Origin of the sequence: Microbulbifer sp. TB1203, assembly GCF_030997045.1 — a bacterium.
Classification (GTDB): Bacteria; Pseudomonadota; Gammaproteobacteria; order Pseudomonadales; family Cellvibrionaceae; genus Microbulbifer.
This window is the reverse complement of the sequence record NZ_CP116899.1, coordinates 1,657,057-1,680,867: the sequence shown is the minus strand read 5'-3', so window position 1 is coordinate 1,680,867 and position 23,811 is coordinate 1,657,057. Positions and strand designations below refer to the sequence as shown.

The window sequence follows — 23,811 nt, the reverse complement described above, 5'->3', positions numbered from 1 at the left end:
GAATCGACAATATGATCAATGAACTGAAATTATGTCATCAGGCCAGTCGCACCGTCAGAAACATACATCTCGCTAATTGCAATTTAAAAGATAAGGGTCTTTCCGGTTTGCGCGCGGATAGTATTAATCTCGAGAATGCCAACTTGCGTGAAGTTATCTTGACAAATGTCAACTGGAGAAGCTGCTCTCTGAGGGATTCTGATCTTAAAGCGGAAAGCTTCACTGATGCCATTGTTAGAATGTGTAATTTTGATCATATGCGTGCCGAGGAGGCTAATTTTATAAAGACCCGTTTTGGGAATTGCACCGCTCTCGGGGCACAATTTAAAAACACTTCTTTTTCCAATGCTGTACTGTCCGAAACGGACTTTTCCCGCTCCAGTTTTTTCGCGAGAAACTTTCCTCAGTAGATGCCAGCGGCGCCAACTTCCGCGGCGCGGACCTGCGCGAAGCCGATTTGAGTAACACCAATTTCAGCGATATCGACCTGTGTGTCATTTTTGACGAGGACCGGCAGCTAGAAGAGGAATAAACCCCATTGTTCTTCCCGCCGATTCAGGAACCGGCGGACTCAGTGGCGCCTCTTGTTGCAAACCTTTTGATCCAAAAGAGGCGGTTATGAGGGTTTGCGAAGATAAATATAAGTTTTATTTTGGATGATTTAGATGAATATGATTGAAGTATTAGAGAAAATATACAGACAGGGGTGGACAGTTAGAGGCCTTGTGGTAGAAAGTTGCGACTTGAAAATGTCTAACTTTCAGAGTATGCGGGCTGATGGTTTACAGTTAGCGGGAATTGATTTGACAGATTCAAATCTGAGTAATGTCCATTGGAGAAATTGCCGACTGCGAAATGTGTGTGTTGAAGATTCCAGTTTTCGCGATGGTGTCTTGCGCCTGTGCACGCTGGAGTCGGTGCAGGCCTCGAACGCGGATTTTTCCCGGGCCGTATTCGAAAACTCCAAAGCCTGTGGTTGTATCTTTGATAATGCCGACTTTGCTGAGGTATCTCTGGTAGACAGCGACTTCTCCCGGGCCAGTCTCAGAAATGTAAACTTCCAGAGAGCCAGTGCCAGCGGCGCCTGTTTCCGAGGTGCGGACCTGCGGGGGGCAAAGCTCTGCCATGCCGACCTTGAGGATGTGGATTTCCGAGGTGCGGACCTTACGGGAGCCAGCCTGGAAAGCGCCAACTTGCAGGGTGCCGATTTCAGGGGGGCGCTGCTCGATGACAGCGCCTCCCATGAGGAGCCGGGCGGTGATTTTTCACCGGCGTTCCGCGAAGCTACCGCTGCCGCGGGGCCATTGGTGGCCGCGCTGTTGCGTGAAGGTGAAAATACCGGCCTGCTGGATTCGGATACTGTGATAAAACTGACGGAACAGTTGCAAAGCCAGTTGGGTGTTGAGTCCGTTTCCTCTCCCCCGACACCGGAGCTGGATAGGATACTACGAAGCATTGTCGACACCGGTGTTACCCCGTTGATAGAGGCGCTTCGGCAGGGGGAGCAGGCGCCATCCGACACAGTGGCGACTATGCTGAAAAACCTTTCCGATGACCTGGGGTTGGATAACGATGCTACTGCTGAAGACCTCTTGGCTCGTCTTGTAACCGTCTTCCGCAGTCCGGAGAGTGATATAGAGAAAGAATAGCTTTAGCTCCCCGGTCCGTATCTCTGCGGTTACAGGGAAACAGCCGCCGGAGAAATGCGCAATGCGAGTATGCCCATGGCTACCAAATATGATTAACTAAGGGTATTCGCATTCATGTGGCAAGGGAGCAGACACGATGGCTTTCGCCAACCCCGCAACCAGGGATATCAGCAGGGCGCCGCCGGTTCCGCCGGCACAGCAGATGCCGGCAACGGATACACCTGCACAGGCCGCCAACAATCCCGCCTGGAGCCAGCTGGCTACCGCGGAACATGAATCCATGGATGCCGGGGTGGCGGATGCCGCGCCTGTGCCGTCAGATGCTTCCGTCCCCATCCCTGGCGGTGTCGGCCCGCCCGCGCCGAGTGGGCCCGATGCCTGCTCGACGCAGGATGAGGAAGACCGCAAGAACGCTTTTCGCTACTCGATCAAATCTGTTTCCCGCTTCCGCCCGTCGGCGGGCTATGGCATGTTCGATGCCACTTATATTCCCTTTGCCAGCCTGATGACAGCATCGGTAAAAATGAAGTTTAATTTTCTGCCCGCCGAAGACATGCCAGATATATGGACGCTGGCCCAGCTTATCGCCGATGGCAACACCGCGGAAGTGGCCAAATACTTCTGGACAGAGCCGCAACAGCGCCAGTATGAGACGGACTATGTGACGCAGGTGGCGTCGAGGTGGTCCCTGCAACATGCCTTCAGGTCGACGAAACCCTGCTGGCCTTTTGTTGCTCATCCCGTGGTCTACCCATCTATCGTGGCGTCGGATACTGATGCGCATTTCAATGTGAATGTTTTTAAAATGTCGAGCGCTTCTGCAAGTCGAAAATCCACATTCCGTGCGCGCAATCCCGGTACGGCAGATTGGCAGGGTAGTGGAGAGCTGGATGAAAATGATGTGGTGGACAAGCAGAACCACAGAAGTCGCGATGTTGCCCGATCGGAAAGAATGAGGTTGGAGCGGGCGATTTCCTCAACGTCGGCATCTCCCATTCTTTTTGAGCAGGGCAAGAGCGCAATCCGGCCCGGAGAGGAAGTAAAGCTTCGAGCCTTGGCGAACCTGATGAAACAGAAAAATCCCTCGGACCCCGTCATTCCACTGCTGATCGACGGCTTCGCCAGCGCGGAGGGGCGGGCTGCCTTCAACCAACGCCTGTCTGAAGACCGGGCTAATGCGGTGCGGGATCTGTTGCAGTCAGAGGGAGTGCCCCAACCTGCGATACCTGATGGCAAGGGGGCAGTCGGTGCTCCAAACGATCCGGCAAGCCGAAAAGTGGAATTGACGCCGGATTCGAGTTTCGAGACGAGCTATAGCGGCAATGTATATGCAGTTGCCGGGCACGAGTTTGGGCACACCCTCGGACTGCCCGACGAATACAGGAATCGTACCTCCGGCAACTTGGGGCAGAAACAAACAGATTTTACCAACCTGGCGCATGCAGCAGGAGTGGAACCACCGGACAGGTGGGGAGACAGGACTTCCAGCATCATGGCGAGTGGCGTTGACGTTTTACCACGGCACTATCTCACCTTATGGGAGGCTCTGGGGGCCATGACAGATCCCGATATCACGAGAGACGAGTGGTCCGTTGATTAGTAGTTGCTATGGAGCCTTATATTAAGCTTCAGGCGGCAATATAAGGGGATTGGACACCGGTGCCCCCTTAGAATCGAAAAATGGGGAGGGTTGCCCCTGACCGCGCAATTTGGCCATAAGTATTTTGCGCAGGAAACGCAAGGTGATACCCAGCAGAACTCCCGAGTGATTGCGGTCGGGAGGGAGAGTCCCCTTGGCAAACTTCGCCTGTACATGGCCGAGCACCGGGCCGAGATCGGTATTCCGGCTTTTGGCGTTGTCCATAAAGTTGTGAATCATACCGACAAAGGGCATACCGCCGGATACGGTGTTGCCAATCGGCGTTTTGCAGCAGTCGGTGTACCAGCGGTACATGCCTTTGGGAGTCAGGCGCATACAGCGTAACTGCTCCTTACCCTTGCTTATTTCGATGCGGGATGGCGGCAACTGGAAAATATCCGTTCCACCATACTGGTCCAGTATCTCTTTCTCCCGGCCCAGGTAGCGGGCGAAAGCCTGGCAATCATCGCAGTAACAGACGAGGCGGGTCCCCGTATTCGGTGAAATACCCACAGCTTTGCCTTCAACTGCGCCACAACTACACTTCAGTTTTATATTTACCATTTGTGTGTTTCATTCCCTGGATTTTTTCTGTGCCTCAATCAGTAGAATGATCGCGTATTGTTCAAATCAGGGCAAGGATAACCAGTCCAAACGTGGCTGTAGTAAATACAAAGGCTAACATGGCCAATAATCCATCTTGAGCGACCAGTGCCAGGCCGAAAGCGGTCAGTGTCAAACCTGCAGCGGTTGCGGAGAAGGGCACCACTTCCATAATCGGTAGCACCAGGGCGATAACAACACAGATTATCGCGATTACGTAGGTGCCTGTACGCCCTACCAATAATCTCAGACGGGGATGCAGCCAGCGGTCAATAACTCTTGTGGGGGATTGCAGCCAGTACAACGCCTTGATCAGTCTGGCCTTGGAGATGGATCGGTGCAGTATCCATCCCGGCATCCAGAAATGTTTACGCCCAAGGAGGAGCTGAACTGCAACCAGTAACACCAATAGAGCCATGGTCGTGGGAAGGCCGGGAATACCGCTGAGGGGCGAAAACAGGATAATACCCACCAGTAACAAAAGGGGGGCGAAAGAACGCTGCCCGACTGCCCTGACCACCATGTCCAGGGAGATCCGCTTGCGGTGCCGGGCAGTTTTGGCGATATGGTCGAGCAGTTGCTGCAGGCTGGTGAATTCATAGGCCATATTGGCCCTCTAGCTAGATGGATTTGGGGAAGTTATGAACCTGTTACCAGACAGGGGCACTAGGGAGTTTAGTAGGCCTGATCAGTAAAATAATTACCCCGGCGAATGCCGGGGTCCCCTGCGGGCGCTCGTGCCAGTTTAATAGGATAACCGCCAATGCCGGCACGGTGTCACAGCCCGGTAGAGCCGCTTCACAGCCGCCCGGGCATTTTACTTCTCCGTACGAATCGACAGCGCAGCCACCGGCCGTCTTGCGGCAGTGGGAGCAGTAGCAGCGATTGAGGGGGAAGGGGCCGGGACTCGACACTGAAGTGGACGGCTTGGTTCATGGTGCATCCGTGCTTCCAGAACTGTTTCCGCTCCCGCTACGGACGGGTCACAATATCCGGTTTGGTGGAATTGACGATATCCAGCAGCTCCCGGCTCTCCTGCGCCGGCACCTTATGCTTGGCAAGGACCTGCTTCAGCAGCGTGACCATGCGCTGCCATTCGCCCTCGGTGATATTCAGGTGGGCGTGGGCCTCTTTCATACTGCGCCCGGTGTACTTGCAGGGGCCACCAGTGACCTGACAGACCTGTGCGGTCACCTGGAATTTCAAATAGGGAGCCGGCACCCGTTTACGGGCCGCGTCTACCGCGGGATTGCGGTTGATCTCCGGATCTGTGACCAGTACGTCGATAAGATCGCTCACCACCACCGAGATTGGCATGAGGCCCCCGAGCCGCTGGTACAGAGTGCGGGACTCGGATTCAGATGTGGACTGGGCGTTTGCCATCGCCGAGGTCAGGACGGTAACCAGGGTCAGGAAACCTGCAGCCAGAGGAAAACGGGCATTGTGGCACATCGACATGGCGTAACTCCCCACGTATAGGGTGGTTCCCGGCGGCGCAGGCCGGCCGGGGCTGCTGGCGCATATCTGTTCGAAGAAATTCGCGCCTATAGCAATAATAGCCAAGGGCACCGGATATGCCTGTGTGGAATGATCTCTATTGCGCATCTGGACCGGTCCATCCCGGTCAGTTCGCTAATATGCCCGTTGGCCCTTGAAGAGGGTGGTGGCCCTCGGGTTTATTCGGAAATACCCTGCCTGGGAAATTTCTGTGCGGGGTATTGCATTCCCTTACCCTTTCCTTTACCCCGCAAAGTTATAGGTGATATTGGTGATATGCCCGCGCCAGTATGGCTTTGTGCCCTCGGGCAGCAACCAGGCCCCCTCGCTATTGAGCGGCACCCGCATGCCCTTGCGCTCTCGATAGTTCCAGAAATGCCCCTGCCAGGGTGTCGGAACAACCTGATTCCTCAGGGTACGGCCGCGGGCTTCTGCATGTACTGTCTCGATTACACCGGCATCGTTGAAGCGGAACAGCAACGTCGGGGCAGCCGTGCCGTCGAACAGTGTGGCCTGCGCGGAACGCTCATCGACCGGCTCCCAGCGAACTCCCTGGCTAGGGAGCAAGGCGGTTGGATACCACGCCGCCTCGGCGAAGAAACGCATGAGTTCGCCTTCCGCGATTTCGTGTGTGCCGCGCAGATCGGCTACGGTAAACAAGCCGAGCAAGGCGGCATGCAGGATACCTTCGCCGCCGATATAAGCGTCATACACGCGGGCCGGGAAGCCGGGGGTTATTGCAATCTTGCCATCCCAGTGGAAACCCGGCCTCCGGGTGATCACCTGCTGGTCGGAAGAAAACGGTTTCCAGCGGTCCGCTGTTTCACCCATATTGAAGGTTCCCCGATGTCGCATAAGGACACCGCTGACCATCGGTTGGCCCTCCTTGAGCACCGTCCGGAAATAGCGCTGCACCGGCACCGGCAGTCCCTTGAGTTCGCGAAAATCGACGATTGCCGGGGCGACCGGCAGGGCGCCTGCTTCGAGACGGGCACGCAGTTTCCGGGTGCTCGCCTCCCAGCGGGAGGTGCCATATACAACGGCCGCCGCCAGTGAGCTGATCGCAATGATTACAAGGATGACAGTTAGATCCATAAACTATTCCCCGGAATGTCCGGGTTGCTACCGGGTCGGAAGGGCAGGATACTCCTCTCCCGGGACACGGACTGGGCGCCCCCCTTAAATACATCCCTGTACGCTCGTAATCGGCATCCCTGCCTCATACGGTCCCGGAGAGGAGTATCCTTCCCTTCCGCCTTATTAGTATATTGAACTTTCCTGATTGCCTCCGCCACCGGTCGACATCGCCGGGGCTCAGGTGACATTTCGCTAATCTTCGCTTCTCCTGCAGTATCTTGCCTGAAAGCAGCTGCGGACGCTCCCCTCCCTGTGGTGATGGCGCCGGGGCGGTTTAATTTTCCCCTGGCGGCGCCTCGAAACGCACCGCATCTATCTGCGGGAATTGCTTCAGATTCAGAGCGACCAGTGGATGCACCATCGCTATTGCCACGGAAACCCCCGCCCAGCCATCCACATCCATACCGAACTGGATATAGGCGGTGCTGCCCTGGAGCTGGAACTGAACAATCTCGGTTGCCCCGGGGCGGTTCTCCAGTACCGCGGCGGCAGTCTTGTGCGCCAGTGAGCGGGCGCGCTCTTCCACACTGCCTTGGAGATCCAGGGGCTTGCGTACCATGGGAATACCTGGAAAAGGGTCTGCACCGCCGGTCTGGGCAAAGTCGGTCATCTGTTGTCGATAGGCATCCATATTGGTCGGCAAAATCCACTGCACCTGGCTGGACTGGGCTGTTGGCTCAAAGGCATACGAGTCCTGTTCGGGCCCCGGTGTGCTCACTCGGGAGCTGTCGTCGTTGCGGTGGCAGGCCGTTGCTGCCAGTATCAATGCCACCAGCAGCAGGTATGTTGCGAGTTCTCGAAGCAGAGTGGCGATGGACATAATTGGAATACTTGAGGTTGTCGGGAAAAGATTAGGTACAGAATAGGCGAATTCTGGCCACATCGAAGGCGGGAGACGCCGACATCCGGAAATCCTGAATTTATTCGGAGGAGAAACTGTTCAGGGTGACATTTGCGGCGACAAGTTTTTTTGCCCAGGATGCAAGAACGGCTGCGTAGCAATAGCTTTCCCTCTCAATGCTTCGAGAAGAGCCTCACGTGTAATTGCCTGCTGCGCCTCCCGGGTAATCGTCGCCTCGCCATCGAAAAGCTGATGCCCATAGTGCCCGAACTGGGAATGATTTCCTCCCGGTATCCGGACCCAGTTCGTCTCTTTTGGCAAAAGGGCCCTGGAAGCCATGACTCGATCAACCGGAGCAACACCATCATTAGTGGCGTAAATTTTTGTAAAAGGAGCATCAATTCCCGTCAGGTCGTCCTCTTTCGGGTGTGTGGTGCCAATCAAAACGAATGCGGTATGCAACCCTCCAGTTGTGCGGGCAACGCGTGCCGCCAATGCCCCGCCCAGAGAATGACCGGCTATTACCCAATGGGTAATTTCCGGATGACCGGAAATCACTTTCCTTGCTCTGGTTACAGCCTGACTCTTATGGGAATCCAGCGGAGCGAAGCGGTAGGGCAATTTGATAGTGAATACCGGATATCCCAAATCGGCAATTGGACGCAAAAGAGGAGCGTATGCCTCTGGGTGGATACCGGAGCCGCAAATGAATACCAGTGCCGACGCGGCATGCCGCTTTCGGGGCAGGAAGTCCAATGTGGTTGTCCGGTGCAGGACTGTCACGTCATTGCTGCTGCGGAGCAGTTCATCGGCAACATTCTGAGTCCGCACGGAATTCGCAAGCCACGAGAGCGAGATCATCGACCACAGCAGAAAGGCCAACTGAATTCCCCGGTGTATTGTCTGCGCTCTGGACCTCTTCTTTAAAGAAGCGGGTGCCATGGAGGCTCCTTCTCCAGCCTGGAGGTTGGCATTCGCTTACTTTGCGTTCCACTCGTAAACCGCAACAATCGAAGACTTTGAGGTGTGTACCGGATCGCTGAATGCCAGGGCCTCGGCTTCCTCCAGGTTCTCGGCTTTGATCAGGTAGGCGCCACCGGACTGGTCTGTGAAGGGGCCGGCGAGCTCCAGTTTCCCCTGCTCCCTGAGGCTGTCCAGGAAGGCGCGGTGTTCGTCGATCACCAATGGGTCGAATTGCGGGGTGCGGAAGGCCGTGACAAGGTACCGAGACATTTGTTTTCCTCTATTGTGGTGTAAGGCATCGGTTGAGCCCGCGCCAGGAAGCGCTATTTGAGGGCTCACTTTACCATGATCCAGGTTATTCGGCGCGCGGATATGACGACCGTTTACAAACGTTTAGAATGACTATTTCTCAGGGTGAAGTAACACTCACCTGGCCGTGGCCTTACGGCAGCGGGAACAATGACAGTGGACCATTTTATGGAAGGGCGGATTAATCTCATCTCAGGTCACCTCCCCGCAAAGACAGCTGCCGGGAACAATGGATTCATCCATACACACCTCTCCTTGGCTCCATACTTAGCTTAAACACCGTAAAAAACGGCGTTACGACTGACATATTTTAGCAAACACGCCATTGATCAGTCTGTTCAAATCCTCCGGATTCAACTCTATTTCCAGCCCCCTGCGGCCGGCACTGACATAGATAGTGGGGTGATTCCTGGCTGAGCTATCGATAATGGTCCGGAGGCGCTTTTTCTGGCCGAGAGGGCTGACACCGCCCAGAACATACCCGGTCGAGCGTTCCACATCGGCTTTGTCTGCCATAGCGGCCTTCTTTGCGCCAGCGGCTTTCGCGACAAGTTTCATGCTCAGCATCGAGGAAACAGGGATAACACACACCGCCAGCTCTCTTCCGTCAAGGCTTACAACCAGTGTCTTGAAAACTCTTTCTTCAGCAACGCTCAGCTTCTCGGCGGCCTCCAGGCCATAGGATTCACTGGATGGATCATGAGGATATTCATGTACCCTGTAATTGATCTTACTTTTCTTGGCGGCAAGAATTCCTGGGGTCATTTTTTCTGCCCTTCTGGCGTACATCCCTATATCGCCAGAAATAATGCATTATACAGGTGCTTTTATTGCGCGTGACTAGCGTTAGGTTTTTCTATTTTACTGGCAAAGTCACTAACCCCTTGAGCGGTCCTTTCGACTTTTTGGATTGTGCCGTCGTCATTAAAATAGAGGTATTCCGCAGCAACGTGCCGCTGTTTCTTTTTACAGCTTGACTCAGGGGTGTCCAACCAGCGGTGATAAAACAAAATCCACTGCCCTTTAAATTCAACAATCGAGTGATGATTATTACTGCTGGCTTCTTCATCCATAATAGCACCCTGATATTTCCAGGGGCCTTTTGGTGATTTCGCCATGTAATAGGTCAGGGTTCTGTTGTTTTCCGGCATGGTGAAATAGTAAATGCCGTTTCGTTTAAACACCCACGGGCCTTCCATCTTGGGCTCATAACCGCCCATATCCATTTTATAAAAGTCGCCCTTTACGCTGAGTAGGTCATCCGCCATTTCCGCGACATAATAATCGCTATTGGTGCCGTGAAAATACAAATAAGCCTTGCCGTCGTCATCGATGAAAAGACTGGGATCGTTCGCATAGGGGTCTTTCCACAGCGGTCCGCCAATCGCATCCTTGAAAGGCCCTGTTGGCGAATCGCTTACCGCAACGCCAATCCCCATCCACTTTGTGCTGTTTTTCGGGTTCTTCCGGTCCTTCATGCCTGTCCCGGCAGGAAACACCAGGTAGTATTTACCATTCTTATAGGCTGCATCCGGTGCCCAGGCATAATTATCCGCCCAGGAGAGCTGATCCACCGATAGGCTGGGGCCATGATTTGTCCAGTTGACGAGATCGTCAGATGAAAAGGTATACCAGTCCTTCATGTAGAAATCTTCCTGGCACTCTTCATCATGAGAGGTGTATAGGTACATTCTACCATCGGCCCAGACATGACCCGATGGATCGGCTGTTCGTATATTACTGCCAAAATCGAGTGGATTTTGTGCAAAGCACATCGAAGAACCTAATAAGAGGGGTAGTAATGCAGATTTAAAAAGAAACCGATTCATTATTGTTTTTCCAGGATTGATGCTACTGACAGGATAATTCATAAGGATACTCATGGTTGTATAGCTGATCTCTTTCTTGGTATCCGGAAGTCCTGGGTTGTTTCCATTGCAAAATTTGGCTTATTGTCTGCTTATATGCTTTGCTTTATCGTGATATTGCCATAAAACATTGATTATCTTCCACTCACCGTTGTCGTTTTTAAAGAGGTGCATGTAATCGATCCAGTCGTCTGCGGTCAACTTGACCGAGGCAACCCTGCCATCGATATCCAGTATTTCAATCTCCTTGCGAGGCTTCTCGGGGAAGCTGTCTCCGTTCTTATTGTAGGTCTCCGCAACCTTGACCATAGTGTCGTAATCGGTCTCCATTACAAACTCATCCTGATCCTGCCGTTTCCAGTAGGTTCTTTTGGCAAGCTGCTTGTGAATGGCAGTCTCCATTCTGTCTGGAGAGACATTGTGCTGGGATTCGATGTAGTCCAACGCAGCCTGCCTGATTGCCGCCATATCGTCCGATTCGCCGGCAAACAGGGCTGTGGGCAGCAGTAGAACGGAAATAAGGGGAAGCGCCTTATACATGGGACAAATTCCTCGGCATTGGAATCCCGGCGAACACCGAAATCCATTTATCTGAACTCTTTACCTGAATTCCGACTTTTTCGCCATTCTGAAGCATTGTGAAGAACTTCTCAAATCGCTTCTGCTGTGTTTCCGGCTTACTTGTCGTCTGGGGGCGATAGGCAATGGTATAGACATTCTGCCCACTCTGCGTCTTGAAGAATACCTTCGCACCGGGGTGCTTCTCCCAGGCCATCAAGAAGTCACCGGGAACCATCATCTCGCTCCCCAGGGCATAGGCGGCCTCCCAGCGGTCATCTGACCGGGCTGCGCGCACCCGCTCCATGCCCGGCTCCTGCATCCTTCCTTCCGCAATAAGCCGCTCCGCCTGTGCGGTTAAGTTTTGACCAGTTGCCGCCCTTCCGGCGCGGGGTGAAGCGCTGGAGATAAGCTTCGTCATCCAATGGCTGCTTGATCCCATCGATCCAGCCCCAGCGCAGTGCCTCAACCACCGCCTCGGGCCTTAACTTTGCGCCATTCTGTTCAGAGCCCTTCTTGAAGATCCGACCACAGTTCTGGCTCAGCTTTGCGGTTAACTTTTAACCTCTTTCGGAATGCGGAAGAAGTTTCGAATGTGTGTATTCGGATCATATCGAGTTAAGGCATATAGGCCTTTTATTCGCCAGGAAACCTCTGAACATCGTCATTCTGGCGAAGGCCGAAATCCAGGGGATGTTGATTTCTTTGGCTCCGGCCATCGTCGGAGTGACGAAATGGGCTGTTCAGAGGTTCTCTAGCATTAATAGGACTGTTTTCCTGGAGACATTATATCCTATCGTCTGGAGACAATTTTATTGTGTGTAATTATCTTGTCCTATTTGTTGATAAAACCCACTTGAATCATAAGTAACACAGAATCCTATATTCCATTGAACGCCGTCCCACCAACAAACCCCCGACGTATTTATATCATTCTCCTTCGGGTCATACTGCTTTGCAGATAGTGTTAATTGATAGTCGCTCAGCTTGTTTTTATTTGGGTTGGGGTCATGGGCAAACACCGTATTTGGTGAATTCGTGTTTAAAATTCCAATGGAGCACCCGCCCAATTGCTCCGTGAAAATAAAATAGGGAGCGCGATTCGCCACTATATTACAGGCTGTAAAGCTTCCTGAGGAGTTAATTGGAATCCAGTTGCCATAAATAGGGTTTGTAAACATTCCGACATCTTTATCTCTTCGTTCCATAGTAGTTAAAAGACAACACTTGCGGCCAAAGATGTTTCGATTATCCCTGCGAAGGTCGAAGGTTTGAAGGCCTGAAGAAAACCGCCATGAACCTTTATCGATACTCGGCATAAGAATTATATATTGATCTAAAAATTTCTGGGGATTTCGTAGAAATTTTCTATTCAAACCATGCATGTTGTCTCTCCAAGAGATTATTTTGTTTTATTGATTACTGCTAGCCGAGATTCTCCCTGCGGAAAGGTGAACCTGGTCGTTCATGGGGTGGCGTCCTTTCCTTATAGTTGTTTTTCTGCCGGACACTCTAGCGAATCTGGGGCTGGTCCGCTACGGTGACGGAAAGTCCGCCCTGGCTTACCCGAGGAAGCTATCTATAGGTGTATTGCTTTTCCAGATCAGCCCGATCACGCCCGCGGCCAGTAGGGTAAATAGCGGGATTGCCAAGGGTGCGCCCAGCACCAGCAGGGTCAGCCTTCCGCCATCGTAGGGCCGGTTGGCGATCACGGCGATACCTCTTTCCTTCGCCAGCGGCAACTTTCCACCTCGCGGTGCGTAATGTTGTAGGTGAGCTGGGCGAAGTCGATACCCTCGGAAGCCATGATCTCCTCGAACTCGCGGTGCCGGCGGCCGTGCGAGGTGGTAATGCCGATGTAGCCGATTTTCCCCTCGGCCTTCATATCCCGGAGCGTCGCCAGGTGTTCGCGCCAATCAGTCAGGTTGTGTACCTGTACCAGGTCGAAGCGTTGTACGCCTCAGCGTCCAGCCAGCTCAGCCACCTGCTCCCGCGCTGAACCGCCGGCCCCGGGCTCCAGACCTTCTCGGCTGAAAACAGGCTGGCGGGTTTTCCGAGATGCTTCAGGGCATAACCCATCACGTCGGGCGCGGAACCATACATGGGAGAGGAATCGATCAGGCCGCCGCCGTGCTGGAAAAATGCCCGTACCACCTCGGTGCGCGCGTCAAGCAACAGCGGGTCGCTGCCGACGTTGAAAGTGCGCCAGGTGCCCATGCCGATCACCGGGAGCCGCTGTTCCGTTCCGGGGATCGGCTTTTTATGCCGCTCTGCAGGGCCGGCGAGCAGCGGGCCGGGCGGAAGTGCGGCAGCGGTGCCGATTAGCTGGAGGGTTTGTCTGCGAGTGAGGCGATTTTTCATAGCGGGCGCGCTTTCAGGGTTTCGGGCCGGCTCAGGGCAGTGATCAGAACCAGGACAAAGCATGCCAGCACGAACACCTTGTTGACAAACCAGTTGGTGCGCCAGATGGACCATTCGGGGTCAGAGAGGAAGCGGGCGAATAGCATGCTGATGATGATGATCTCGACGACCGACATGCCGATCGCGAGTGCGCGCGTATACCGCGGGCGCGCCAGCAGTGCCCAGCCCATCCAGACATGTGCCAGCGGCCACAGGTCCCAGTAGATATGGCTTGTCCAGGGTTCCCCGTTGGCCAGCGCAAAGCCGATCGGAAACAGGTATTTGATAAAAACCGTCCAGGCCGCCAGGATAAACAGCAGATGTGCGAGAAAGGTGATCCAGGCGTTCGAGGCCTGTTCCGTCGCGGGTCGCATGGAGGAGGATCGCATTGAGGGTGTTCTGTTGTCTTTGCAGGTTGAACTGTTTGATTAGTGCCATTGAATCCCGGCCCAAGCGACTGTCGGGCGTTTGAGCCCGAAGTGCACCGCACTGCTGCTAGCCACGATTCTCACTGTAGGGCTGCACCTGCGCCCATACCTTGCCCAGTCCCACCACCTTGACCTTTTCCACTTTTAATCTTGTATCGGGAGAAGCCTCGGCAATCTGGTTGCCGAAGTCGTAGCGCAGCCCTTTCAGCTTGGGCGACTGGTCCATCAGTGGGCGCGGCCTGTCCGACGTCACGGTGATCACATCCCCCGGCAGTTTCAGCTGAATGGCGCCAGGAATGGCCGCACCCACCAGGCCCGCCCCCAGCGCCATAAACAGGGACAGGGGCAGCTGCGCCGCGGCAAATTGCTCGGGAAACCTGCCAATAAACACCAGCGGCACTGAGCACATGGCGATGCCGACGAACAGCAACAGGTAGGGATTGATTTGTTTAACGGGAGGATGAACCTGATCGTTCATGGGGCGGGCTCCTTTCCAGATTGTTGTTTTTCTGTCGGACACTCTAGCGAACTTGGGGCCGCTCCGCCACGGTAACGGCGAACCCAGCCCCGGCTTATCGGAGGGAGCTGCCTATAGCTGCACTATTGAAGTATCTGTCCGCTTCCTTTCAGCACAAATCCCGGATATGTCTGGCCAAACCAGGTGGTACGATCGTACATGAAATCGTGACTTCTGGACCCCACTGTTCGCGTCTTCTATGCAACGGTGCCCTTTTCATCAACACGTTCACTCGCTCTTTGCTCCCACTCGAAGCGCAAGGGGCACTTGGCAGTCCAGTTCACATCGGCGATCGGCAGGCTGATATAGATGACTTGTGGTACCCCGATCCTGCTCGCTAAGGCTCAAGATCAAGCGCGGCCTGATCGCTCCCGTCCATATAGAAGGGTACAGAGGTGTGCTCGTGAACGATGCGCCATCGCCCATCTGCTTTGCAAAAACAGGTGGTGGAGCGGAACCAAAGGTCCTGTTCTGCACCACCCTGGAGGCCGCGCATTCTATTCAACGCCGTTGCGAACGCCAGATCGCCATCGATGGTAAGATCGAGGTCGCGAACATCAATACGGATGGGCCCATCCCAGGTCGCGAGCCACTCCGAAACTCTGTGGCGATCTATACCGCGACGCCCCAGCGGGGGTGCGAGATCGTAAATCACTGCATTCGGAGCATAGAGCGCGACAATGGCACCGGCATCCCGCTCGGCAAGGGCCTTGGCAAGACGCTGGAATATTGCCTCGATTTCGGTTCTGTCTGGGGTCAGGCTCATGGCAATTGCCTTTTCTTGGATAGGGAGTAGGAGCTTATAGTCGGGCGACATACAAAAATCGACAGGCGCGGGGAAAACCTCCTTAGGGCGCCTCTGAATAAATCCAATTCGTCACTCCGGCGAAGGCCGGAGTCCAGAGAAAATCACCGTGCCCTGGATTCCGGCCTTCGCCGGAATGACGATAATCACGCTGTTTTGATTCCGTATTTAGGTATTAAACCAGCGACAAGATCTACTTTAGCGTGAGGCCACGAAGAGACATATCAGTCCAACATGGCCATGCGTCGCAGCATTTTCTTCCGCAAACCGGGAACACGCAGCGCCAGGTTGGCGCCGGACAGCGCCAAGCGTATAAAACGGCCCTGCTTGGCCAGAAGAACGCGGGTCATGATATCCGTCACACGGTTCACACCCTGGGCAATCTGAGCCCTTCGGCTGTCGCCGTACGCCTGCAATGTTTCCTCCGGATTGGATCGCAACGCTTGTTCAATGGCGGGCGCCAGACGCGACGCGTCCTGAATGCCGGCGTTCATACCCTGACCACCCACCGGACTATTCAGGTGAGCCGCGTCGCCGGCCAACACAACACGGCCGCGACTGAACACAGAGCTGATGCGACGGTGGAGCCGAAATTCGCTACGCCAGACCGGCTCCCAATCCGAACGATGAAACAGATTCTCCACCGCCTCTTCGACTCGCCGCTCCAGTGAGATCGAGTCACTTTTGGCAAATGGCAGGATCAGTCGCCAGGTATCCGCCTCGATTCGAATGCCGACAGCGATTCCCGGCGTTGTGGTCAGGCGGGGAGAATGTAAAGCTGTACTGTCACTGATTCGAACGTCCGCCAGCGCCGCCTGCATGGCATAGGTCAAGCCTTCCTGGTGAGCCCCTATGGCGTGGCGCACAAAACTGTGGGCCCCGTCACAACCGACCAGTATGTCCCCTGACGCCACCGACTCGCCCGCCGGGGCAGTAAAATGCACCTCAACGCATCCGTCCCGCTGATCGAGTTCAGTGACCTCGGACGAAAAACGGATGGTGGCGGAGGATTGTTGTTCCAACGCCTCCAGCAATAACGACTCGGTGCGGGCCTGGGGAATTATCAGCAACCAGGGAAAGCGGGTTTGATCCGACAGGGACTCCAGGGGCGCCCGGAACAGGCAAGTGTCGCGATCCACGTCATAGATCTCCAGAGAGGGCTTCAGGATACCTCTCTCTGTGAACCGATCCATCACGCCCAGATCTGCCAGGATTTCCTGAGTTCTGGGCCAGATGGCCGGCGCGCGGGAATGCTTCGCCGTGCCCACTTCTTTTTCCAGTACCAGTACCCTGTAGTTCTTCAGGGCCAACATCAGGGCCAGACTGAGCCCCACCGGGCCGGCACCTACGATGATAACCTGATAGCCTTCGCTCTCTGAGCTCAATTTCTCTCCGTTATTGAGTTGGCTCACATCGACAAACGTTCCTATGTGGTCTCGCGCGTACGGTGGTAGGGAGGGGCGGGCTGGAAATCCGCCCTTATCTGATTAAATGTAGCTAGAACTGGTGGCGGTGCATTGATTCCCAAAAATTTCGTTATTGGGTACCACGGGCTGAGTCTACAGTACTATGTGCCTTTGGCGCGAAAATAGGGCGTAGCTTCCCCGCACAAAAATACATAGTATTGGCCGTTCCTGAAGCGAATGATTATTCGCGATCCGACACACAGTAGAATGCGGTTCCATAGTAGATTCCTCTTACAGTATGCCGGATGCCTATGTACAATTCGTCTTTTAAGAATTCAACTAAAACATTCCCACCAAGCTTTGCCGTTTTCAGTTTGGCCTCTCTTAGCGACTCAAACTTATCTCGGCCTGACCCGGAGATGAAACCCAACCGATTACAGTTCGAGTTTGGCTCACGATACTTAATAGTTACCTTGCTACTGGAGTGGGAACACCCAAAAACCAAAAAAGTAACTATCGCAAAAAGTGGCAATTTGATCACTTTTCGTAACAAATAACGTCCGGCTTTTGGGTGGACTTGGATCTGGGGAGCAGCGGAAAGGCCATCCCGACCTTGGAAGGGTGACAACAGCCATCTGTTACGTGTGACCGGCACTCTGCTAGTACCCATAAGCGTACAAAACTATGGCAACAATAAAAGATATTGTTGCCAATCCAAATGTATAAATAAGTACCCTTCGAGGAATTACTGCTGAGCCGTTTCCAAATGTAACACTCGGAAGGCCAAATATTTTTCCATATTTGTACCTAGAATCTGCCCTGCCAAATATTTGGTAAAAAAATATGACTCCGAATAGTACAGCGGCCCCAGCCCAGGCGAAATATTCTGAAAAGGCCATAAGCTATTTATTATCCTTTGTTTGCCAATAACGAAACCGCTAGGCGCATGGCGCTGAGTTTAGAGGTAGGCACGCTTCATGCTTATTTTATGGGAAAATGTGAGCGTAGCGAATCGCATAAAATGTGTATAGAGTGGCCTGTATCCTAGAACAAACGGTTGGAGTTCACAACAGCCACCAAACCACCGAGTAAACTATGGCAACCCGCACAACTTAGCAAGTTAGACATCCGCTGGGTGCCCGCTCTTCGCTCCGCCTACTTAGGGCCATATTATGATTCCGCCGGATCGCGGACAAATTTCATTCTCAGCTATTCATATTTCACATTTGAAATAGCCTCGACCAAATGGCCAGGGCTATTTCAATAGTCAAAGCGATCAACTTCACAGGTCGATCCTATTCGCTTGGTCAGAACTGCATAAAGAAATCCCAAGCCTCTGCGGGAATCCAGGATTCAGCCGCGCCGGGCTCCCGATGGTCGTGAATGTGACCTCCGTCGAAGGTGCAGACTTTCACGGGATAACCCTCATCACAGCCTTCCATATTAACGCATAAATGCTGGGAGGGACTTCCTGGAACCCAGGTTTCAATGTCGTTTGGCACGTTACATCCGTTATCGCGCGCTTTCTCCAAAGCGATGTACTTCGCACCGCGTCCGCCGCCAGCATCCCAAGGCGTGATGGAGTCGGCCATGCCGGTTGTCTGCATCCAGGCGATGGGTTCAGTGCGTTTTGGGTTAGGCAACCAAATATTGAAGTTCGCGGGAGACATCCCGAAACCTGCGCGAATTACGCCCTGATGATTGGTGGACAGTGAATAAGAGATCATCCCCCCGAAGCTCATGCCCGAGACGAATACCCGCGTGGTATCGACACACAGGCTATTTTTTACGAAATTAGTGATGTCATCAAATAAAGGATGATCGCGTTGATCCCACCGATCGATGGCTGTCGGCGCGATCCAAATCGCCGGGACATTATCCCTGAGCGCCTGGGTCCTTAAGCCAAACCAGTTTAAGAAGTCAGTATCATAGACATGTTCGCCAACCCCACCTAAACCGTGCGAAACGTAAAACAAGCGGTAAGGTTCATTAGGATCGTAATTAGAGGGAAGGGTGACAAAGTATTCGCGCTCTATACCACTGCTAATAATGGTGTTCCTACCGTTCGTAAGCGATAGGGGGTTGCCGCAACCCGCGCTCTTTTCCGGGGGGTTCTTCACACCGCCGGAGCCGGAACAATCACCGACGCTGACGGCGCTGCCAGTTACGGTCAAGCTATCGATATTGCCCAGTCCCTCAGCAGTAGTAGCCTGCAGACGAATTGTGTGGCTGCCTTGGTCCAGCCACAATTCGACCGTTTCGCTGTTACTCCAGGCTGTCCATCCACCTGTGGTGGCCTGAGTTAGTCCGGTGTATTGAAGCTCACCATCAATAAGCACATCAGCAGAACGTCCATTCGCACCACCATTAGCATAGCGCCATTGCAAAATGTAGCTGCCGGCCTGACCAATCTCGACTTTCCAGGTGATCCCCGTACCGGTGTTGTTGTCAGTGTTAGCAAAACCGTTACCGTTGAAGCCGGAGTGATTTGTGTCGACACTACCATCCACGTCACAAAAGCCACCTTGCTCTTCAAACGTCACACTTGTTGGGTTGGGGTTGTTGCCCCCGACAAGATCAAGTGCCCACAGTTGGGTGTCGCCACCCCACCATTCCCACTGCGCAATGTTTGCGCCATCAGAGGTATCCCAATCTAACAGGTCGAGACTTTTGCCACTGTGTTTATTGATAAAACTAAAATAGCTATCACCCTGATCAGTGATAGTCCACGTTTGTGATTCACCCCCCCAGTATTCCCACTGGGTCACATTGCCACCATCTGCGGTGCTGAAGTCGTACACCTCCATGGCCTTCCCACTATTCACGTTAACGACGGAATAGTCATCGCCCCCTACATTAGAAATTTTCCACTGCTGGGTGGCGCCTCCATTTGCAGACCATTGACTAACGTTTGCCCCATTGGCGGTATCGGCGGAACCCACCTCTACCAACTTTTCACTGTATTTGGACGTGATGGTATAGATTCCATCATTAATGGCCCAACTTAGTTGATTACATGAAAGTAAAACTATCAGCGTTCCCAGCCGCCAGATTATATTTCTAATCATAATATGCTTCTCGCTTTTGTCAGGGGTTAGACAACACACGCCTTAAGCGGACAAAACCCGTTGATGAATGTTTTTATTTAGTACAACCGTACAAAAAAACTAGATTTCACTAAGGGAACCTCTGAACATCGTCATTCCGGCGAAGGCCGGAGTCCAGAGGACGGTGACTTCTCTGGACTCCGGCCTTCGCCGGAGTGACGAAATGGACTTATTCAGAGGTTCCTAAGATAGGAAGACAGATAATATCTAATATAATATGACCATACCATAATCAGCCCAGACAAGATTTTCAAACTACGCATGAGTTCTAGAACTTGGAAAAATTCCGATAATGCGCATAAATCATTAAAATTAGGCAAGTTTTGTGCTAGGCAACGCATGAAAAATCCGCCATGCTATGCAGTATCTCGACTCACACCAATTGCAGGTTAGGTTTCTTGTGCCATTCACATGGAAATTTATGACATAAGCGCCAACCGGCAGATAACCCCCTCCGATCTTTTGATCTTTTGATCTTTTGATCTTTTGATTTTTGTGCACAGTCCACTCAAGGCCATAACGATCATTCTGGTATCCATTTCTGCGTTTGGCGCTTAGTGCTCGGTATTGCTTACCGAAAAACAGCCGGCGGCGGTGGGGTGCATATCAAGTTCGACAACGCCGGCATCGGCGGCGAAAGTGGCGCGCGTTAATGGAAGGGTGTTTTCAATGTAGTCATGCGTTGACGAATCGGTTCAACCGGAAGTACAGGTATCGTTCGTCAGGCCTTCTTGATGGTGCGTTTGATGAACGCCGCAGTGGAAGAGTAGTTTCGGTCCAGCAGGTCGTGCTGTTAGGTACCAGGAGGCGTTAAGCAACTAACGAGGCTGTAGAAAAACTATTTCGGAGAATCAGCTCTTCCAGCCATATTTTGATTGATCATTGAGCCCGATTAAAACACAGTCCTTTCACATAGTCATCCAATCTGCGCAGTCAATAGAGAGGCTTCGCCAAGAGCCTTCTGGCTCAGTGAATCGCTCCATAATTCATCAGCTTTTCAATGTTATGCACCAAACAGAACATCCGCCATTGCCCCTGGACCTTGTCCAGGCCGCGTAACGTGAATCGATTTAGGCCCTTGTTGGTGCCTGTATTGCCAAATACCGGCTCCACCACGGACATTCGGTGCCCGTAGATCACCTTTCCTTCCTGGCTGTCGATGCGTCGCTTCATCCAATCTGTCGCGGTGTGGCCATTGGTCACTGTAATCGAGACCTGGCGACCGTGCCCCTCCCTTGTGTCGGCGGCACTTGGATTGCGCATACACTGGTCTTTCAGTTGGCAGCTGCGACAGTCGGTCAGGTTACCTTCAAAGACCAGCTTTCTTTTACCTTTGACAGGTCGAGATTCACCAACGAACCAAAGAGACTTTCCGGCCGGACAGATACAGATCTTGTTCTTGGCATCGATTTGAAATTCGCTGGCCGGGATGATCTTCTTCTGGCCTTTGGCATTGTACTGATTCCGCTTACCGTACTTCTTTTTCTGCTTAGAGAAAGCTTTGTCTCTGGATCGGAACTTATTGTCAGGGATGTAGGCGTTGATGTTCTCTTTACGGAGATAATCATTATTCTCCTCACTGGAGAACCCGGTATCTGCGGTTACGATTACCTGACTTTTGAGGATATCGTCATGGATTCCGGTATCACGATACCGCTTTCTGATACCGTCCAGAATCGACTTCAACGTATGCTGTTCCTGGCCGGAGCCAAAGGCCTGGGCTTCGACAATGATCTGGTGTTCCTTATCGACGGCGGCAATACCGTTGTAGCCCTGTATTGTGCCTTTGCTGGTGGTCATTTTGGCGGATTCGTTATCGGTGATGTTGCTCTTTACTTCTTTCTGGTTCTTTCCTTGCCCCTTCCTTGGGGTTGCCGTCTTTAGGAACTGATCAATCTTGTCGAAGTGCTTTTGGAGGGTTTCAGTGGCCTGGGCGAGCTGCTTCTTTCGGTCTCGCTCTTTGGGCTTTCGCCCGTCGAGCCGTTTGTGCTCTTCGATGCAATGCCGGATCTTCTTCTGGATTTTGTCTCGCTTCTGTTCCAGTTCTTTGAAAGTGCCGGAATGCTCTTTGGAGGCGTCTGAGGGCATCTTGCAGCCGTCAATGGCAAAGAGTTCATTGCCCAGTAGGCCCTGCTGGTCGCAGACAAGCAGTACCTGCTCGAAGACAGACTCAATGGCGTCGGGGTAGCCGCTGACAAAGCTCGCGATACTGGTGAAGTGGGGGACGGTGTCGCAGGAAAGGGCTTTGAAGATGATGTTGTTTTCACATTGCCACTGGATCTCGCGGCTGGAGGTGATGCCTTTGGCGTAGGCAAACAGGATGATCTTGAGCAGAATCGCTGGATCGTAAGCGGCTCTGCCGCCCTGATCATTGCTGTATTTGTCGTAGAAGGGGGAGAGGTCGATATGCCCGTCGATCAAACGGTGGAGAGTGAACTCGAAAGTGGCAGGCTGGAGTTGGTCTTCGAAGTTAATGACGACCATGGCGTCCTGGCTGTAGCTGTATTTTCTGAAATTTGGCATATCCCCTCCCTTTGAGGGTCAAATTTTACCAAAAAACGCTGGGTTTTAAGAGTTTTTCTACAGCCTGAACGCCGAGATCAGGGGCAGTTTACAATATGCACCTTTTTGTGAAAAATGGGAGGGCAGCGACCGCATAAAAAGGTGCATATTGTAAGCTATCCCTTGCATCGACTCGTTAGGTGTTTCTGGCACGATCCACTCTATCAATTAACTCCTCGGCTATAGGGTTTTTGGAAAAAGGATTGAGCCTTATTGGGGGATTAAAGGCTAACTCTTTTCCTATAGCCCCATTGGATCTAACTTGTATAACTATTTTCTCTGGAGAACTCATCTTAACATAGCTAACGTTGATAACTTCGTTGAGATAAACTCTTTGTTCTTTACCCCCTTTTCGAAACAGCAAAGAATCTCCCTCATCGAAAACCTCGTCCGCTAAATCCCAAACCAGATCTTTAAAAAGGACAACCCCGAAAATGGCCATAATGATGGGCACAGAAAGAGACAATAATGACTCCTTTGCCGCTCCAGACACCAATGAAGTAAAAAGAAATATGGCCAAAAATCCAAACCATAGAGAAGGAAATAATTTCTTAAAATAGAATGTTGATCCGGATATTTTCTTCATGCTCTCAATGGGCACCTAACGAGGCTGTAGAAAAACTCCGGCCTTTCGTTCTGGTTATATTTTGCCCAGAAAATCGCGCTCCTACGTGAATTCTGGACCTGTTTTGTATGGCGAAAAGCATTTCAGAGCACTCTCCGCACGAAAAATTTGCTACTTCAAGAAGTGCTCGAGTTTTTCTACAGCCTGAACGCCGCGCTCAGCCGCAGCTTACTTTGTGCGCATTTTGCGCGAAAATGGGAGCGCAGCGACCGCGCAAAAGGTGCGCAAAGTAAGCTGTCGGTCTGCGGCGCATCGTTATGAGTTACTGCTCCGAAAGGTAGAAGCAACCATCGTGGTCTTCTCGCCGGATACCATCTTCTGGTATCGGAAGCTTGAATACATTGCTGCCTTTTGCCGTAGTACGGATACCCAGTACAGGCATTAATAACTTTTTCGCGCCATTTTCCTCAACAAATTTTCCTTTTCCGTATGGCACGCATGCTGAGAATGATGGGTCAAAACCTTCCATGCCGAGACCAAACGAAACAATACTCAGCTGACTTAACCTGACGATGTCAATTCCGATGAATTGTGACGCATCAAGGGTAGTTTCACCGTAGTTTGAACGAATAACTACGCTTTCTATTTTCCCATTTGGCGCATTCAGAACCATTTCTACAGAAGCCCGCCCTAAATCGTGCCCGAGATCCGCGGTCAATTTAGACTCAACTAGCTCATGGAAATGAGGTTCCCATGAAAATGCCTTCGCACTAACCAGTATGAAAATTATTGTTATAGCTCTGATCATGTTTCTACTCATAACAGTTTTATTCAAAAGCCCGGGGCTCTATATCACTCTGGCTCCTGTCCACCGGCTTTTGCTCCCGTTTTTGGGAGATAAATCCAATTAAATCAATAAGATACGAGTATCACCGTCTAGTGTTACACAGGATAAGC

General features: G+C 52.5%; 26 protein-coding genes and 1 pseudogene. 4 read left to right on the top strand and 23 right to left on the bottom strand.

Translation table 11 applies throughout. The features are described 5' to 3' along the window. Positions 1-11 precede the first annotated feature (11 nt). The 4 genes and pseudogenes from PP263_RS07165 to PP263_RS07155 all read left to right on the top strand — a co-directional run bounded on the left by PP263_RS07165 (position 12) and on the right by PP263_RS07155 (position 3,249). Complete coding sequence (locus tag PP263_RS07165; RefSeq protein ID WP_308367693.1) at positions 12-410, top strand: pentapeptide repeat-containing protein; 399 nt, start codon at positions 12-14, stop codon at positions 408-410. A 29-nt stretch (positions 411-439) separates the two neighbouring features. Continuing rightward, positions 440-532 (top strand): annotated as a pseudogene (locus PP263_RS22685) (hypothetical protein); the annotation flags it as partial. A 133-nt stretch (positions 533-665) separates the two neighbouring features. Beyond that, complete coding sequence (locus tag PP263_RS07160; RefSeq protein ID WP_308367692.1) at positions 666-1,649, top strand: pentapeptide repeat-containing protein; 984 nt, start codon at positions 666-668, stop codon at positions 1,647-1,649. A gap of 136 nt (positions 1,650-1,785) precedes the next feature. After that, positions 1,786-3,249 (top strand): OmpA family protein, encoded by a 1,464-nt coding sequence (locus PP263_RS07155; protein WP_308367691.1) that lies wholly within the window; start codon positions 1,786-1,788, stop codon positions 3,247-3,249. 21 nt (positions 3,250-3,270) lie between these two features. On the opposite strand, the gene PP263_RS07150 is transcribed toward PP263_RS07155, so the two are convergent. The 23 genes from PP263_RS07150 to PP263_RS07040 form a co-directional block, all read right to left on the bottom strand. Then, positions 3,271-3,852, bottom strand: a complete 582-nt coding sequence (locus PP263_RS07150) for a DUF6151 family protein (RefSeq protein ID WP_308367690.1) — start codon at positions 3,850-3,852, stop codon at positions 3,271-3,273. Between the two features lie 61 nt (positions 3,853-3,913). Further along, positions 3,914-4,498, bottom strand: coding sequence for an exopolysaccharide biosynthesis protein (locus PP263_RS07145; protein ID WP_308367689.1), 585 nt, complete (start codon positions 4,496-4,498; stop codon positions 3,914-3,916). 365 nt (positions 4,499-4,863) lie between these two features. Continuing rightward, positions 4,864-5,349, bottom strand: coding sequence for a group 1 truncated hemoglobin (locus PP263_RS07140; RefSeq protein WP_308367688.1), 486 nt, complete (start codon positions 5,347-5,349; stop codon positions 4,864-4,866). Between the two features lie 282 nt (positions 5,350-5,631). After that, positions 5,632-6,483 (bottom strand): DUF6544 family protein, encoded by an 852-nt coding sequence (locus tag PP263_RS07135; protein ID WP_308367687.1) that lies wholly within the window; start codon positions 6,481-6,483, stop codon positions 5,632-5,634. A 316-nt stretch (positions 6,484-6,799) separates the two neighbouring features. Then, positions 6,800-7,345, bottom strand: a complete 546-nt coding sequence (locus PP263_RS07130; RefSeq protein WP_308367686.1) for a hypothetical protein — start codon at positions 7,343-7,345, stop codon at positions 6,800-6,802. A 120-nt stretch (positions 7,346-7,465) separates the two neighbouring features. Beyond that, on the bottom strand, positions 7,466-8,248 hold the full coding sequence (locus tag PP263_RS07125; protein ID WP_308367684.1) for an alpha/beta hydrolase: 783 nt from the start codon (positions 8,246-8,248) through the stop codon (positions 7,466-7,468). Positions 8,249-8,344: 96 nt separating this feature from the next. Further along, complete coding sequence (locus PP263_RS07120; RefSeq protein ID WP_308367683.1) at positions 8,345-8,599, bottom strand: YciI family protein; 255 nt, start codon at positions 8,597-8,599, stop codon at positions 8,345-8,347. Positions 8,600-8,932: 333 nt separating this feature from the next. Then, the gene (ybaK, locus tag PP263_RS07115) at positions 8,933-9,403 is read right to left on the bottom strand and encodes a Cys-tRNA(Pro) deacylase (RefSeq protein ID WP_308367682.1); all 471 of its coding nucleotides are present in this window, start codon (positions 9,401-9,403) and stop codon (positions 8,933-8,935) included. A 62-nt stretch (positions 9,404-9,465) separates the two neighbouring features. Further along, entirely contained in the window at positions 9,466-10,509 is a 1,044-nt protein-coding gene (locus PP263_RS07110) for a family 43 glycosylhydrolase (RefSeq protein WP_308367681.1), read from the bottom strand. A 78-nt stretch (positions 10,510-10,587) separates the two neighbouring features. Further along, the gene (locus PP263_RS07105) at positions 10,588-11,046 is read right to left on the bottom strand and encodes a nuclear transport factor 2 family protein (RefSeq protein ID WP_308367679.1); all 459 of its coding nucleotides are present in this window, start codon (positions 11,044-11,046) and stop codon (positions 10,588-10,590) included. After that, positions 11,039-11,485: a YdeI/OmpD-associated family protein gene (locus PP263_RS07100; protein ID WP_308367678.1), complete on the bottom strand. Its 447-nt coding sequence runs from the start codon at positions 11,483-11,485 to the stop codon at positions 11,039-11,041. The genes PP263_RS07105 and PP263_RS07100 overlap by 8 nt, the downstream gene beginning before the upstream one ends. A gap of 391 nt (positions 11,486-11,876) precedes the next feature. Continuing rightward, positions 11,877-12,449, bottom strand: a complete 573-nt coding sequence (locus PP263_RS07095) for a hypothetical protein (RefSeq protein ID WP_308367677.1) — start codon at positions 12,447-12,449, stop codon at positions 11,877-11,879. 177 nt (positions 12,450-12,626) lie between these two features. Continuing rightward, positions 12,627-12,776, bottom strand: coding sequence for a hypothetical protein (locus PP263_RS07090; protein WP_308367676.1), 150 nt, complete (start codon positions 12,774-12,776; stop codon positions 12,627-12,629). After that, positions 12,773-12,949, bottom strand: coding sequence for a hypothetical protein (locus tag PP263_RS07085; protein ID WP_308367675.1), 177 nt, complete (start codon positions 12,947-12,949; stop codon positions 12,773-12,775). The genes PP263_RS07090 and PP263_RS07085 overlap by 4 nt, the downstream gene beginning before the upstream one ends. Before the next feature lie 35 nt (positions 12,950-12,984). Continuing rightward, a complete protein-coding gene (locus PP263_RS07080) occupies positions 12,985-13,425 on the bottom strand; it encodes an aldo/keto reductase (protein ID WP_308367674.1) in 441 nt (146 codons plus the stop codon). Further along, entirely contained in the window at positions 13,422-13,853 is a 432-nt protein-coding gene (locus PP263_RS07075) for a hypothetical protein (protein ID WP_308367672.1), read from the bottom strand. Before PP263_RS07075 ends, PP263_RS07080 begins: the two co-directional genes overlap by 4 nt. 106 nt (positions 13,854-13,959) lie before the next feature. Beyond that, a complete protein-coding gene (locus PP263_RS07070) occupies positions 13,960-14,370 on the bottom strand; it encodes a hypothetical protein (protein WP_308367671.1) in 411 nt (136 codons plus the stop codon). Positions 14,371-14,746: 376 nt separating this feature from the next. Next, positions 14,747-15,175, bottom strand: a complete 429-nt coding sequence (locus PP263_RS07065; RefSeq protein WP_308367670.1) for an SgcJ/EcaC family oxidoreductase — start codon at positions 15,173-15,175, stop codon at positions 14,747-14,749. A gap of 263 nt (positions 15,176-15,438) precedes the next feature. Further along, positions 15,439-16,626, bottom strand: coding sequence for an NAD(P)/FAD-dependent oxidoreductase (locus PP263_RS07060; protein ID WP_308367668.1), 1,188 nt, complete (start codon positions 16,624-16,626; stop codon positions 15,439-15,441). A 1,301-nt stretch (positions 16,627-17,927) separates the two neighbouring features. Further along, positions 17,928-19,688 (bottom strand): RICIN domain-containing protein, encoded by a 1,761-nt coding sequence (locus PP263_RS07055; RefSeq protein ID WP_308367667.1) that lies wholly within the window; start codon positions 19,686-19,688, stop codon positions 17,928-17,930. A 1,005-nt stretch (positions 19,689-20,693) separates the two neighbouring features. Continuing rightward, a complete protein-coding gene (locus PP263_RS07050) occupies positions 20,694-22,250 on the bottom strand; it encodes an IS1182 family transposase (protein ID WP_308367666.1) in 1,557 nt (518 codons plus the stop codon). Between the two features lie 175 nt (positions 22,251-22,425). Beyond that, positions 22,426-22,875, bottom strand: coding sequence for a hypothetical protein (locus PP263_RS07045; protein ID WP_308367665.1), 450 nt, complete (start codon positions 22,873-22,875; stop codon positions 22,426-22,428). 301 nt (positions 22,876-23,176) lie between these two features. After that, positions 23,177-23,662 (bottom strand): hypothetical protein, encoded by a 486-nt coding sequence (locus PP263_RS07040; protein ID WP_308367664.1) that lies wholly within the window; start codon positions 23,660-23,662, stop codon positions 23,177-23,179. Between the last annotated feature and the right edge of the window lie 149 nt (positions 23,663-23,811).